Annotated in this window: 14 protein-coding genes; 11 read left to right on the forward strand and 3 right to left on the reverse strand. The window is 41.0% G+C overall.

The annotated features are described in order from the left end of the window. Positions 1-46: 46 nt before the first annotated feature. Entirely contained in the window at positions 47-427 is a 381-nt protein-coding gene (locus tag EKQ44_RS13910; protein WP_237664152.1) for a rhodanese-like domain-containing protein, read from the reverse strand. A 171-nt stretch (positions 428-598) separates the two neighbouring features. On the opposite strand from EKQ44_RS13910, the gene EKQ44_RS13915 reads away from it, so the two are divergent. The 7 genes from EKQ44_RS13915 (at position 599) to EKQ44_RS13945 (ending at position 9,835) form a co-directional block, all read left to right on the forward strand. Beyond that, positions 599-1,435 (forward strand): lipoate--protein ligase family protein, encoded by an 837-nt coding sequence (locus tag EKQ44_RS13915; protein WP_237664153.1) that lies wholly within the window; start codon positions 599-601, stop codon positions 1,433-1,435. Between the two features lie 442 nt (positions 1,436-1,877). After that, positions 1,878-4,445: a vitamin B12-dependent ribonucleotide reductase gene (locus EKQ44_RS13920; RefSeq protein WP_237664154.1), complete on the forward strand. Its 2,568-nt coding sequence runs from the start codon at positions 1,878-1,880 to the stop codon at positions 4,443-4,445. Positions 4,446-4,581: 136 nt separating this feature from the next. Further along, positions 4,582-5,703 (forward strand): GerAB/ArcD/ProY family transporter, encoded by a 1,122-nt coding sequence (locus tag EKQ44_RS13925; RefSeq protein WP_237664155.1) that lies wholly within the window; start codon positions 4,582-4,584, stop codon positions 5,701-5,703. Then, a complete protein-coding gene (locus EKQ44_RS13930; RefSeq protein ID WP_237664156.1) occupies positions 5,675-7,126 on the forward strand; it encodes a spore germination protein in 1,452 nt (483 codons plus the stop codon). Before EKQ44_RS13925 ends, EKQ44_RS13930 begins: the two co-directional genes overlap by 29 nt. Continuing rightward, positions 7,123-8,268, forward strand: a complete 1,146-nt coding sequence (locus EKQ44_RS13935) for a Ger(x)C family spore germination protein (protein WP_237664157.1) — start codon at positions 7,123-7,125, stop codon at positions 8,266-8,268. Before EKQ44_RS13930 ends, EKQ44_RS13935 begins: the two co-directional genes overlap by 4 nt. Positions 8,269-8,381: 113 nt before the next feature. After that, positions 8,382-8,807 (forward strand): transcriptional regulator MntR, encoded by a 426-nt coding sequence (gene mntR, locus EKQ44_RS13940; RefSeq protein ID WP_237664158.1) that lies wholly within the window; start codon positions 8,382-8,384, stop codon positions 8,805-8,807. A gap of 143 nt (positions 8,808-8,950) precedes the next feature. Further along, a complete protein-coding gene (locus EKQ44_RS13945) occupies positions 8,951-9,835 on the forward strand; it encodes a patatin-like phospholipase family protein (RefSeq protein WP_237664159.1) in 885 nt (294 codons plus the stop codon). Between the two features lie 22 nt (positions 9,836-9,857). Here the strand turns inward: EKQ44_RS13945 and EKQ44_RS13950 are convergent, their stop codons facing one another. Beyond that, on the reverse strand, positions 9,858-10,241 hold the full coding sequence (locus tag EKQ44_RS13950; RefSeq protein ID WP_237664160.1) for an SA1362 family protein: 384 nt from the start codon (positions 10,239-10,241) through the stop codon (positions 9,858-9,860). Positions 10,242-10,340: 99 nt separating this feature from the next. Further along, positions 10,341-11,288, reverse strand: a complete 948-nt coding sequence (locus EKQ44_RS13955) for a DUF1385 domain-containing protein (protein ID WP_237664161.1) — start codon at positions 11,286-11,288, stop codon at positions 10,341-10,343. 182 nt (positions 11,289-11,470) lie between these two features. Between EKQ44_RS13955 and EKQ44_RS13960 the strand changes: the two genes are divergently transcribed. The 4 genes from EKQ44_RS13960 to efp all read left to right on the forward strand — a co-directional run bounded on the left by EKQ44_RS13960 (position 11,471) and on the right by efp (position 14,248). Then, positions 11,471-11,998, forward strand: coding sequence for a YqhR family membrane protein (locus EKQ44_RS13960; protein ID WP_237664162.1), 528 nt, complete (start codon positions 11,471-11,473; stop codon positions 11,996-11,998). 94 nt (positions 11,999-12,092) lie between these two features. Next, positions 12,093-12,530, forward strand: coding sequence for a type II 3-dehydroquinate dehydratase (gene aroQ, locus EKQ44_RS13965; RefSeq protein ID WP_237664163.1), 438 nt, complete (start codon positions 12,093-12,095; stop codon positions 12,528-12,530). A 4-nt stretch (positions 12,531-12,534) separates the two neighbouring features. After that, positions 12,535-13,596 carry a M24 family metallopeptidase gene (locus tag EKQ44_RS13970; protein ID WP_237664164.1) on the forward strand — a complete coding sequence of 354 codons (1,062 nt, stop codon included), beginning with the start codon at positions 12,535-12,537 and terminating at the stop codon, positions 13,594-13,596. A 94-nt stretch (positions 13,597-13,690) separates the two neighbouring features. Then, positions 13,691-14,248 carry an elongation factor P gene (gene efp, locus EKQ44_RS13975; protein ID WP_237664165.1) on the forward strand — a complete coding sequence of 186 codons (558 nt, stop codon included), beginning with the start codon at positions 13,691-13,693 and terminating at the stop codon, positions 14,246-14,248. The last annotated feature ends 261 nt before the right edge of the window (positions 14,249-14,509 follow it).

Consider the following 14,509-nt stretch of genomic DNA (forward strand, 5'->3'; position numbering starts at 1 on the left):
ACACAAAAGAGCACTCACAGTATCAGTTGGTGAGTGCTCTTATCTATTAATTCTTCGTTCTGATTTTACCGCCCCAGCGCTTGAATCCACCCTTAAGTTGATAAAGCTGCGTGTAGCCTTTACGCTTTAACATTTGAGCTGCACGGCCACTGCGCATAGTGTTCTGGCAATAAATATAGACTGGTTGGTCTTGGCGTACTTCTCTAATTCTCATTTTCATCTGAGATAGAGGAATGTTTCTTGCGCCAAGGATATGCCCGCCTTCGTACTCTTTTGGTTCACGGACATCAATCAGTTGCGCTTTACGATAACCAGCGCGAAATTCTTCTTCCGTTAAGGTTGTTAGAATTTTACGTTGGTAGATGAACATGATCACTGAATAGACAATAAATGCTGCCAAGATTCCTAATGTTACGTACAAAGCCAAACTAGACAACCCCTCTTTTTCTTTTTCTACCAAAGTATATTATATAAAAGCTTACGAGAAATGTCATCCTTTTCTACTATCCAGATTAAAAAATACCAAGCTTTAACTTTGAAATCAAAAGGGAGTTTTGGTAGACTAATCTATCATATAGAAGTAAATGAGGTACATAATATGACCAATGAAATCTGGAGATTCATCGATTCTAAGGATCAATCTCCTGCATTTAATATGGCGCTTGATGAAGCGTTATTAGAATGGCACAGTGAAGGCAAGATTCCTCCCACCATTCGCTTTTACGGTTGGAACCCTCCTACTTTATCTGTTGGCTATTTTCAGAAAGTAGAAAAAGAAATCAATATGGAACGTGTAAGAGAGTTAGGACTCGGTTTTGTAAGGAGACCAACAGGTGGACGAGGCGTCCTTCATGACAAGGAACTGACATATAGTGTCATCGTATCTGAAGAACACCCAGAAATGCCGCAAACGGTCACCGAAGCATATAGGGTGATTTCAGAAGGTATCTTGGAAGGATTCAAGGCGCTGGGGCTGGATGCGTACTTTGCGATTCCAAGAACGGAAGAGGAAAAGGAAGGATTAAAGAACCCTCGTTCTTCCGTATGTTTTGATGCGCCATCCTGGTATGAACTTGTAGTGGAGGGAAGAAAGGTTGCCGGCAGTGCGCAGACCCGTCAAAAGGGTGTTATCCTGCAGCACGGTTCCATTCTCCTGGATATAGATGAGGATCTACTTTTTAGTCTATTCAACTACCCGAGTGAACGAGTGAAGGAACGGATGCAGAAGAACTTCAAAAATAAAGCAGTGGCCATCAATGCGCTACGTGACACCCCAGTCACCATGGAGGAAGCTAAAAAGGCGTTTTATATGGGATTTGAAAAAGGCTTAAATATCACGCTTGAACCACATGAGCTGACGGAAGCAGAGTTGGCTGAAGTACATGCAATTATGGAAAAGAAATATTCCACAAACGAGTGGAATTATAAAAGATAACGAGAAATTCATTCTCGTTATCTTTTTGTTTTGCACTACATGTAGTAGGGTAGTGTAAAGAGTCGACTATATATGTAAAACTCAAAAAAGAAAATAAAAAAATATTTTTCGCCAAATAGGAAGGTTTTTCTCAAAACGTTGATACAATAGGCTCGCTATATTTCGTAAAAATGCGCAAGCGACAAAAAAGGTCATTATGCATCGAAAATAGAATGTAATCTTCGTTTCTCTTGAATTTCCTCTCTAAATTGACGCTTTTACAATTTGACAAATTTAGATTTCTTTCGCAGAAAATCAATATATAGTAGTGTCGAAAAATAAAAACATACTATATATGGGTGTAATGCTTGTCTAAACGGGTATATGTATGGTAAGTTATGTGTAATTAAATTTAAGATGAATTTTTATAAAGTTTATCAGGAGATTTAGAGGAGTTGTAATAATGACCATTGCTATTAATGAAAACAAAATGAAAATCAATGTAGAACGCTTGAACAAGGACATCGGCTTGTTTCCTCAAGTACACCCCATCACAGAGGACATGACCACCACACATAAAGGTGTTTCCCGCCTGGTCATGCTCGATCGTTACGCATTCAAAGATACCGAGAAAGTAACACTTACAGCTGGAGACTTTGTGGTACTAACCATTAAAGAAGACCCAAAATTCCCTGCAAGAGGTCTTGGTTACATACAAGACATTGACTGGTCTACCAAAAAGGCTTCCGTATTAATTGAAGAAGAGTATCGCGGAGTTTTGACAAAGCAAGGTGAAGCCGAAACGGGCGTTGTTGTTCGTTCCCTGGATGTTATTGAAAAGCCGCTAGAAGTCTTCTACGAGCAAATTGCCAAACGTAACGCCAAAGGCTTGGCAGCGGTAGAAACCACAGAAGAGAAGCGCCAGGAATGGTTTGAAAAGTTCTATCATGAGCTAGTTAACATGAATTTCGTACCGGCAGGACGCGTGTTGTACGGAGCTGGGGCAGACACAGATGTAACCTACTTCAACTGCTACGTGATGCCATTTGTACAAGATTCGCGTGAAGGAATCTCTGAACACCGCAAACAAGTAATGGAAATCATGAGCCGCGGTGGCGGAGTTGGTACAAACGGATCAACACTTCGTCCACGAAATGCCCTTGCAAGAGGGGTTAACGGTAAATCCTCAGGTAGTGTATCCTGGTTGGATGACATTGCAAAATTGACGCATCTTGTGGAACAAGGTGGATCAAGACGTGGAGCTCAAATGATCATGCTAGCAGACTGGCACCCAGATATCGTAGAATTCATCATCTCCAAAATGCAAAACCCTAGAATTCTTCGGTACCTAATTGAAAATACAAATGACGAAAGCATCAAAAAAGCGGCAGAGGATAAGCTGAAGTTTACACCATTGACAGATCAGGAAATCACCATGTACCAATCTGTTACAAACTTCAAACACATCCCTGGTTACGGCGGATTTACAGAAGCCATCATCAAAGATGCAGAGCAGAAGCTTAAAGTGGGCGGAACGTATACGGTTCATAACCCAGAATTCCTGACAGGTGCCAACATCTCCATTACGCTTACGAAAGAATTTATGGAAGCTGTTGAAAACGATGCTGACTTTGATCTTCGTTTCCCTGATGTGGAAGCATATGATAAAGATGAGATGGCCGTTTACAATGAGCAATGGTCAGAAGTTGGAGATGTGCGAGAGTGGGAGAAACTTGGTCACAAGGTGAGAGTATACAGAAAAATTAAAGCAAAAGAGCTTTGGAACTTAGTCAATATCTGTGCGACATACTCAGCTGAACCCGGCATTTTCTTCATCGACAATGCCAACGATATGACAAATGCAAAAGCATACGGACAAAAGGTTGTAGCAACCAACCCATGTGGGGAACAACCCCTCGCACCATTTTCTGTCTGTAACTTAGCTGCAGTCAACCTTGCTCAATTTGCGGACAAGGAAACCAAAACAGTAAACTTTGAAAAGCTTAAGCAAACAGTAGAAGTCGGTGTTAGAATGCAGGATAACGTTATTGATGCTACGCCTTACTTCTTAGAGGAAAATAAAAAGCAAGCATTAGGAGAGCGTCGTGTTGGTTTAGGCGTAATGGGTCTTCACGATCTTCTAATCTATTGTGAAACAGAATACGGCTCTGAAAAAGGTAACGAGCTTGTAGATAAAGTTTTCGAAACAATCGCGGTTACTGCATATCGTGCTTCGGTTGAACTTGGAAAAGAAAAGGGTAGCTTCCCGTTCTTAGATGGTGCAACAGTAGAGGAAACGAATCGCCTTCGCGATGCATTCACGAAAACAGGCTTCATGAGCAAAATGCCGGAAGATATCAAAGAAGGCATCATGACTTCAGGTATCCGTAACTCGCACCTATTAACGGTAGCTCCAACTGGATCTACAGGAACAATGGTAGGAGTATCAACTGGACTTGAGCCTTATTTCTCCTTCTCTTACTTCCGCAGTGGACGTCTAGGGAAGTTCATTGAAGTCAAAGCGGACATCGTCCAAGAATACTTGGAGGCGAATCCAGAAGCAGATGCGGAAAACCTTCCAAACTGGTTCATCTCTGCGATGGAGCTTGCTCCTGAAGCACATGCTGATGTCCAATGCATCATTCAGAATTGGATTGACAGTTCCATTTCCAAGACGGTTAACGCGCCAAAAGGATATACAGTGGATCAAGTGAAAAAAGTGTACGAACGCCTCTATAAAGGTGGAGCTAAGGGTGGTACCGTCTATGTGGATGGAAGCCGTGACTCACAAGTCCTAACCCTGAAAGCGGAAGAAAACACCATGGACGAAGGTGAACAGATCCAAATGGAAGATGTGGTTAAAAAGCCGGTCGTACTTGTGGAAACAATCAACGATTTGCGCTCGACCAATGTTCAATACGGATCAGAAGTCGGGAATACATGCCCTGTCTGCCGTGTTGGTACGGTAAAAGAAATCGGTGGATGTAATACATGCACAGACTGTGGTGCGCAACTGAAATGCGGATTATAAGGTAGATTAAAAAACGAGAAGGAACCCTTAGAGGTCTCTTCTCGTTTTTTTTGTGTTTTAAAATCCAGTTGAGAAATGGCATAATTTATCAATTTTAGGTGAAGCTAAACATACTTTAATGAAGCTGGAGATGCCTATGCAAAACGTCACGAAAATCCTGATTCCAAGACAGCTGTTCATGATGTTGGTATTATCAACAGGATTACTGAACCACGTAATCTTAATACCGAACCTTTTGAATGCTGCGGGAAGGGACAGTTGGTTAAGTGTTATCATTGCCTACCCCATAGCCATTATTTTCTTATGGTTGGTTTATTTTATAGCCAAAAACAGCTCTGATCAAGGGTTCTTTCCTATGGTTGAAAAACGCTTTGGCAAATTAGTATCCGCTATATTGTCTTTCCCGGTCGTCCTGTTTCTTTTCACGGCTTCCTACATCACCTTACGAGATTTAATGATTTGGCTGAATGCCTATTTCTTATCAGATGCATCTATTACGATGATTAATTTCATCATGATTTTGGTATGTTTCGTCGTTACACTTGGCGGGATTAAATATATGGCTATTACTAGTGGATTTTTACTCCCGCTAGTAATGCTTTTTGGTATCTTCATTGCTATCACCAATACCTCCATTAAGGATCCAAGCCTGTTATTCCCATTGTTGAGTGAAGGCTATATGCCGGTATTTAAAGGGGTTATTTATACTTTATCTGGATTGCTTGAAATCTATATTATCGTTTTATTGCAACCTTACTCACAATCTCCGATAAAGTTCCATCAACTCTTCATTCTGCTTACCATATTGGCGGGTTTAATCCTGGGTCCATTGACTGCTGCCATCATGGAATTTGGCCCGGTTGAATCCGCCTTTTTCCGCTATCCGGCCTATGAGCAATGGAGGGTATTAACGATTGGGGAGTACATTTCACATCTCGACTTTTTTGCTCTCTATCAATGGCTTAGCGGTGCCGTCATAAGAATCGGATTATTCATATACCTTGCTGCCGCATTCTTCACCAAAAAGAAAAAGCACTATAAGTTGAACCCGATATTAGTTGGAGGGATTTATCTGATTTTTTTCGGGGTAATGTGGATCGAAGTGGAAACTTTTTATTTCTATGAGTTTATCTATCGTTATTTTTTACCAGCATGTATGGCGTTCTTTCTTTTTCAAATACTAATATCAGCCTTACTGATAATTGTGATGAGGAAAAGAGAGGAATCATATGACAAATACAACAAGTCAGGATCATAACCATAGAATCCATGAAAAAGTTGAGCAGCTAAAGTCTCAATTTAGTCATAGCCAGGATGTAGTTTTTAATCAACACCGTACAGATTCAGAAACCTTTGAACTTCTATACATAGACAGCCTCGTCGACCTTCAGTATTTAAATCAATATATCTTACCCAAGCTTAGCGAGTGTAAGGAAGCCTCCGTCAAGTTACATCTGCAGACTCTATTCCAAGTGGAAGAGGTCACCTCCAAATCGTTGGAAGATGTGGCTTCTTTGCTTTTTGATGGAGATGTGATTTTTTACATAGAGAATAGCCTTTTAAGTATGAAAGCTGGAGAGATTCCTAAGCGCCAACCGGAGGAATCGGCTCTTGAGACTTCCATTCGAGGACCTAAGGATGGCTTTGTTGAGGATATAAGAACCAATATTTCTTTAATCAGAAGGAGATTGCATACCCCTTCGCTATGCTTGGAGAAATTTACGATAGGAAAGAGAAGTAAGACGAAAGTGGCTTTGCTCTACCTTGATGATGTTATCGATAAAAAGGTCCTGCAAGAAATTCGAAAGAAATTAAATAATGTGGAATTGGACATCTTGACCAGTGCTTATGAATTGGAATCCTGTGTTCGTGATCGGCCATTTTCTGTCTTTCCCACCATGGATTTTACAGGTAGACCGGATTTTGTTGTACAAACTTTAAACCAAGGGCGTTTTGCATTATTGGTAGATGGAAACCCGACTGCGTCATTTGCGCCTGTAAATTTACTACTTCAAACAAAATCGCCTGAAGATACCTATATGAATTTTGCGTTTGTTTCGGTTGAACGATTGATTAGGATGTTCGGAATAATGGTTTCCGGTTTTTTACCAGGATTATGGATTGCTTTTTCTTCTTTCAATATCGAACAAATCCCATATCTGCTTGTTGCCACCATCTCTGTCTCACGTTTTGGGTTGCCACTTTCCGCACCAATTGAAATGTTTATCATTTTGTTCCTCTTTGAGCTTTTCAATGAAGCTGGTGTACGGCTTCCCAGGGCTATTGGACAGACTGTAGCCGTTCTCGGGGGATTGATTGTCGGGGATGCTGCGATTAGAGCTGGATTGACGTCCCCCACCATGTTGGTGGTTGCTGCCATCACCTATATTGCATCCTTTACATTAGTTAACCAATCATTAAGTTCAGCTATCACCATCATTCGCTTTTCCGTTATTTTATTGAGTACATTTTTTGGTTTATTCGGGATTGTCTTGGGATTCATCTTAACCGTGTTTTATTTTTCAACATTATCTTCTTTTGGGGTTCCATACTTTGGTTCCCTGGCACCAGTGAAACTAAAAGAAGCGGTGAAATCTTTCTTAAGACCGCCTGTGCAATTTTACAAATCGAGAAACACATCTACCAGCCCGGATGACGCCACAAGGGGGGAGCAGAATTGAGCAGGAAAGGAATCATACCCATCATTATAAGTGTTCTATTACTTACGGGTTGCGGAGGCATAAAGAATATCCAGGACCTTACCTACATAGTAGCGATTGGTATGGACTATGATGAAAAAGAAGAGGAGTATATCGTTTACCTCCAAGGGTTGAATTTTGCCAATGTGGCGAAACAGGAAGGAGGAAAGCCGGTTGAAGAAGTTCCAAGCTTTGTCGGAACCGCTAGGGGAAAGACGTTAAACCTTGCTGTAAGTGAATTATATAAGAAGTCTGAACCACCGATCTATTTTGGACATGTAAGAACCTTATTAGTGAGTCAACGTTTGATTAATAGCAAATCAAAGGAAGTCTTAGAGGAGATAGCCAGAAACAAATCACTTAGACATACGCTGCGGGTTGTGACGACGGAAGAAAGTATTGAAGAAATTTTTTCCGTTAAAGCTTTATTTAACTACCCAGCCGTATATACGGTATTATTCAAAGGAAAAACACAAGGTCTTGCTCAAAACGAATTACAGCCAACTAGCCTTTTACATTTTTTGAGGTCGTATTACGAGCCGATGGGTATCGCGAAACTTCCGTCCGTCTCCATTGATGATGGTACATGGCAAGCGGATAAGGATTTCCCAGTGCTTTACTTAAATGGGTACTCTGTTTATCAACAACAATCGTATGTAAAAAACATTCCTATAGATGATGCGGTTTTTCTAGACTGGTTGGTGGGTGGTGAAATTGCTATTGATCGTGAGGTGATGGATGGGGAAGAACTAGTGGCTGCAGTGAAACTTGCCAGCCCTAAATTAAAAATCACCTATGAGAAAGGTACCCCTTCACCGGCATTTACTATTGAACTATCCACAAAGGCCGATTTGCTAGAAAAGCTAAAGGATGTTTCAGTAGATGAGTTGAAAAAAAACTTGGAAGAGAACATAAAAAAGGAAGTAATGGAACTATATGATAAAGGGGTGGAAAGTAAACTCGATTTACTTAATGCTGGTGAGAAATGGTATAGGAAACATCCTAAAGCATTTAAGAAATTAAAAGCTTCCAATAGCTTTTATCTGGAAAAAGAATCGTTGAAAGAAGTGAAAGTAGATATTCAAATCTTCCACTTTAATTCCTACGAATATGATAGGATGTGACTGGTTTTCATCGGAAACTCTACTGTAATAAAACCCTAACTTGTCATACTTTGAGACTTGGGGTATCATTTTAAATGACGGCTTAGAACGTGGATTGGAAACGGAGGGATATTATGCCTACCCCAAGTATGGAAGACTACATAGAACAGATATACATGTTAATTGAAGATAAAGGATATGCGCGTGTGTCAGATATTGCCGAAGCATTGGCTGTACATCCCTCTTCTGTAACAAAAATGGTTCAGAAACTAGATAAGGACCAATACTTAATCTATGAAAAATATCGCGGCCTGGTGCTGACTTCCAAAGGAAAGAAGATCGGTAAGCGGTTGGTATATCGTCACGAATTGCTCGAGCAGTTCCTAAGAGTAATAGGTGTGGACGAAGAAAATATCTATGAGGATGTGGAAGGAATCGAACATCACCTGAGTTGGAATGCGATAGATCGTATCGGAGATCTTGTTCAATACTTTGAAGAAGAGAAGGATCGTGTGGAAGCACTGCAGACCATCCAAAAGCAAAATGAAGATAATCAATAAGGAGATAGACCTTGTCATTTGGCAGAGGGGTCTGTCTCTTTTTTTGATTTCAAAAAGTTAAACGGTATAATTCACCTTCTTTCTTATTAAAGATGTAAAAGGAAGAAGTAAGACTCGGTGTAATTGTGATGGAGGGGATGCCAATGAAGATTGACGGTGTGTTTTCTGGGGGAGGCATAAAAGGATTTGCATTAATTGGCGCCTTGCAAGCAGTCGAAAGTAGGGGACTGAAATTACAGCGGCTGGCAGGAACAAGTGCGGGTTCCATTGTGGCTGCGTTCACCGCAGCCGGCTACACAGCCAATGAAATATATAAGATGCTTGATGAAACAGACATTATGAACTTTCTTGATCAGAGAAGAACACTGGTGCCATCACCTATCACCAAGTGGCTCCTATTGTATTGGAGACTTGGTCTATATAAAGGAGACGTGTTAGAAAAGTGGCTAGAACAGAAACTAGCAGAAAAAGGTGTGAGGACATTTGGAGATCTTCCAAAAGACCATCTCAGAATCATTGCTTCCGACCTGACCAGCGGAACAATTGCAGTCTTACCGGATGATCTTCCTAAATACCATCTGGACCCCAAGAAGTTTTCGGTAGCAAAAGCGGTAAGGATGAGTTGTAGCATCCCTTATTTTTTTGAGCCAGTCAAAATTAAGGGAAAAGGAGTGACGTTTCTATTTGTTGATGGTGGAGTATTAAGTAATTTTCCAATCTGGCTTTTCGATAACGACCGGATACCTAAAGTAAGGCCTGTACTAGGGATTCAGCTAAGTGCGAAACAGGAGGACCGTCCTGTTAATCGGATCAATAATGCCATCACAATGTTTGGTGCCTTGTTTGAAACAATGAAAGATGCACATGACGCAAAGCATATATCAAGCCGCCATGAGAAGGACATCATTTTTATTCCCATGGACCATATTGCCGTGACGGAGTTTGCATTGACAGAAGAACGGAAAAGAGGACTTGTGGAAATCGGTAAGAAAAGAGCAGAGGCATTTTTAATGAAGTGGTGCTATTAATAAAAAGAACCGAACTTTCTTTTTAGAAGAAAGCCCGGTTTTTCTTTTTGCCCTTTTTCCCTTCGATGACGGTCAGATGGGATGGGGCTTTGCGTTTTGGTACGGAAGGTTTGGAGCTTGCCCGGTCTCTGCTTGTAATGGGACTCACATTTGGTTTTGTACCTGCTGTGGATGCATATCTCTTTTTCGATTGCTTGACAGCTTTACTATACCTAGCATCCGTTTTGCCTCCAAGTCTTCCCTGGATAAAATAGCGGAAAATTAGATAGAAAACGGTTGCTCCCCCTACAATTAAAAGGAGATTGGTAAATAACCCTCCTGGATTACTGAACAACTGAATGATTAAATAAAAAGCTGCTAAGGAAACGAGTGTATAGAAAATAGGTTTTCGATAGCTTCTTTTCATTTTCGCCACCTCCCAGGTAACCAGTTTACTTGTTTTAACGGTTACCACCACTGATTGTTTTAATAGTATATTTTCTAGGATAAGGCTTGTTGCGGATTTTTATACTATTTCTTCGGTAATCTTTTTCTCCGAATCTTGTTCGAGTTCCAAAAGTCTGTTGAAGGAAAGGATGGCCACTTCCACTTGGTCATCCGTTGGTTCTTTTGTTGTCAGTAATTGCAACCAAAGTCCAGGGTAGCCTAAGACTTTCAAAACAGGAATATCTCGCACTTTATTAGTAAGCTGCAAAACTTCAAAAGAAATTCCCAGTACAACTGGAATGAGTGCTAAACGATTCAATACACGCGCCCATAAAGGGTCTGTCGGTACAAGCAGGTACACGAAGAAGCCAACAACAACCGTAAATAGGATGAAGCTGCTCCCGCATCGGTAATGCAATCTAGATTGTGCTTGGATATTGCTTACATTTAATTCTTTCCCGTTTTCGTAAGCGTTAATCACTTTATGTTCCGCACCATGATATTGAAACACCCTTTTGATGATCGGGGTAAACGATATGAAGTATATGTATGCTAATAAAAGCATCAATTTAAAAACCGTTTCAATAAAAACTTGAGCAAAATCACCCGGGAAAACCGGTTTTGTCAATTCGGCCAAGAAAACGGGGACAAGAGTAAAGATGAACTTACCAAAGATAAAAGATAATATACCAACTGCAGCAACACTTAATATCATTTCAAGTTTGGATGGCTCTTTTTTGTTATAAATCTCTTCCTCATCTTGACTTGGATCGACATCATAGCGCTCCGTGGAGAAATTCAGATGCTTGGATCCGTTACCTGCTGCTTCCACAATAGCAACGATACCACGTAAAAAAGGGATCTTTTTTAAAGTCTGTAATGTCGGATTTGTTTTTCTTGGTACATGAAGGTATTCGATGGAATTATCTTTCCTGCGGATTGCAGTCACGTAATGGCGTTTTCCACCAAACATCACACCTTCCACCACAGCCTGTCCTCCATAAACAGGTTTTGAATCTTTTGACATGATAGCACCAACCTAACTTTTCTAAGAAGAAAAAAATTTCTATTACTTAATATTCTACCCGAATCTTCAAAAAACCTCTACTCCCTGAGATTCTTTGTTGGAAAAAATGGGGGCTTTCTGTATGGTTCTGCTTTTCTTATGGAAAGATATGTGTATACATGCGGAAGAGAGGAAGAAGTGCGATGAGTGAAAATAAGCAATTGGAACAAAACCAAAGAGAAGAACCGATGAGCTTTATGACAAAAGTCATCATTACCGGGTTTGTCGGTGGTGTGTTTTGGAGCTTGATTGGATATTTTGCGTACATGTTCAGCTTCACGGAAATCAGCCCGAATGTGGTGCTTCAGCCTTGGGCGTTGGGGGATTGGAAGAAAGGGTGGCTCGGGCACATCATCAGTGTCATTGTACTGGGCTTGTTCGGCATTGGGGCGGCTCTCATTTATGCCGCCTTATTTAAGAAATTCCAGCAGTTCTGGATAGGTATAGTTTATGGACTGGCGCTATGGGGCCTTGTTTTCTTTCTATTGAATCCGATGTTTCCTTCCATAAAGACAGTAATGGAACTTACCTTGAACACAAACGTGACGAATGTATGCCTATACATTTTATTCGGGGTTTTTGTGGGCTACTCCATTTCTTTTGAACACAATGAGATGCAGAACCAAAATCAGCACTCCAAACAACATACACAATCCTCATCTAATGAGTAGTAGCAAATAGAAGAATGTGATAGAATGTTCAGTAATTGGACATTCTTTTTCTTATGGAATAAAGGTGTTTTTGTTTTGAAAAGGAGATTGAAGAATGCGCTTACTTGTTCTTAATGGCCCTAACCTAAATCGATTAGGACTAAGGGAACCCACAGTATATGGCAGTCAAACATTGCAGGATCTTGAAGCGCAACTTCAAGAATTTGCAGACAAACATTCGTGTGAACTTACTTGCTTTCAAAGTAATCACGAAGGGGAGCTTATCGATAAGCTTCACGATGCTGAAGGTCACTATGATGGGATTGTCATTAACCCAGGCGCCTTCACCCATTACAGCTATGCCATCCGCGATGCCATTGCAAGCATATCTGTACCGGTAATGGAAGTGCACATTTCCAACATACATAAGCGGGAAGAATTCAGACATACATCCGTCACCGCACCTGTAACAGCAGGCCAGATAGTGGGGCTTGGCTTTTACGGTTACGAACTAGCACTACTAGCTTTATTGAATCAGAACAAGGGGGAATAGCAAGATGACAAAATTAACAAAACTCAGAGAGAGCTTTCAAGCTTCAGGTATTGATGCATTACTGATTACGAGCGGAAAGAACCGTCAATACATCACAGGTTTCACCGGATCGGCAGGAGTGGCAGTAGTAACAGAAGATAAAGCAGTATTCATCACGGACTTCCGTTACACTGAACAAGCGGCCAAACAGTGTGAAGGCTTTGATATCGTCCAGCATAAAGGTGGGCTAGTAGACGAAATTGCCAGTGTAGTGAAAGATCTTGGTGTAGCTAAGCTTGGCTTCGAACAGGACCATGTCACTTTTTCCTCGTACTTAAACTACAAAACAACCATTAAAACAGATCTTGTCCCTGTTTCTGGCGTTATTGAAAAGTTACGCTTGATTAAGAGTGAACAAGAGATTAAGATATTAAAGGAAGCTACACAGATTGCTGACGCAGCTTTTGAACACATTCTTACATACATCAAGCCAGGTCTGACAGAATTGGATGTCTCCAATGAGTTGGAATTCTTCATGAGAAAGCAAGGCGCCGTTTCCTCATCCTTTGACATTATCGTTGCTTCTGGTTACCGCTCAGCCCTACCTCATGGTGTCGCTTCAGATAAAGTGATTGAAAAAGGTGAGTTTGTCAAGCTTGATTTTGGAGCTTATTATAAAGGCTACAACTCCGATATCACACGTACACTTGCTGTTGGAGAGCCAAGCGATGAGCTGAGAACGATTTATGATACTGTATTGGAAGCACAGTTACGAGGCATGAGAGGCATCAAGGCGGGTATCACCGGCCGTGAAGCGGATGCATTGACACGTGATTACATTACGGAAAAAGGATATGGAGAGTATTTCGGTCATTCTACAGGCCATGGACTTGGAATGGAAGTACATGAAGGTCCTTCTCTATCTGTGAAATCAGAAACTGTACTAGAACCGGGAATGATTGTAACAGTAGAACCAGGGATTTATGTTGCTGGACTAGGCGGAGTGCGTATTGAAGACGATACGATCGTTACAGAAACAGGTAACGAAACACTTTCCTTCTCTACAAAAGAACTTATTATTTTGTAAAAATGTATCTTACGTGGTGTAGACTAGAGTATGGCACTCAAGGATACAATACGTGTAGGGCATTATTTTACATAGCTTTAGGAGGAACTAATAAATGATTTCAGTAAATGATTTTCGTACAGGTTTAACCATCGAAGTAGACAACGGCATTTGGCGTGTAATGGATTTCCAACACGTTAAGCCAGGAAAAGGAGCAGCATTCGTACGTTCAAAATTGCGTAACCTACGTAATGGTGCCATCCAAGAAAAAACGTTCCGTGCTGGAGAAAAAGTAGCAAAAGCACAGATCGACAACCGCAAAATGCAATACCTTTATGCAAACGGCGACATGCACGTATTCATGGACAACGAATCCTATGACCAGCTGGAGCTTCCATCTGCTCAAATCGAATACGAATTGAAATTCTTGAAAGAAAACATGGAAGTTGCCATCATGATGTACCAAAGCGAGACGCTTGGAGTCGAGCTTCCAAATACAGTAGAACTAAAAGTGGCTGAAACAGAGCCAGGAATCAAAGGCGACACAGCTTCCGGCGGATCTAAGCCAGCAGTGATGGAAACTGGTGTGACAGTGAACGTACCGTTCTTCGTAAATGAAGGAGACGTATTGATCATCAATACAACTGACGCTTCTTACGTTTCAAGAGCGTAGTTTTTAGAAAGTGAAAATCCCGCTTTGGAGGCGGGATTTTTTTATTGTTCTGTTTGGTTCCGCGTATGCGTTAGTGATCTTGGCGGTATCATATTCGGCAGCGGATACGTAAATGTCTGAAGATTTACCGAAGTTGTCCAAAGTTTTTGCGATTTTGTCCAAAGATTGGCTTCAAATGTCCGAACCAAATTCTGAAATGTCCAAACCTTGTAAATTCCTGTCCGAACAGCCATGTCCAATTGTCCGAACACCACATTTTTC

Source organism: Sutcliffiella horikoshii, from assembly GCF_021991925.1.
GTDB classification, from domain to species: domain Bacteria; phylum Bacillota; class Bacilli; order Bacillales; family Bacillaceae_I; genus Sutcliffiella_A; species Sutcliffiella_A horikoshii_F.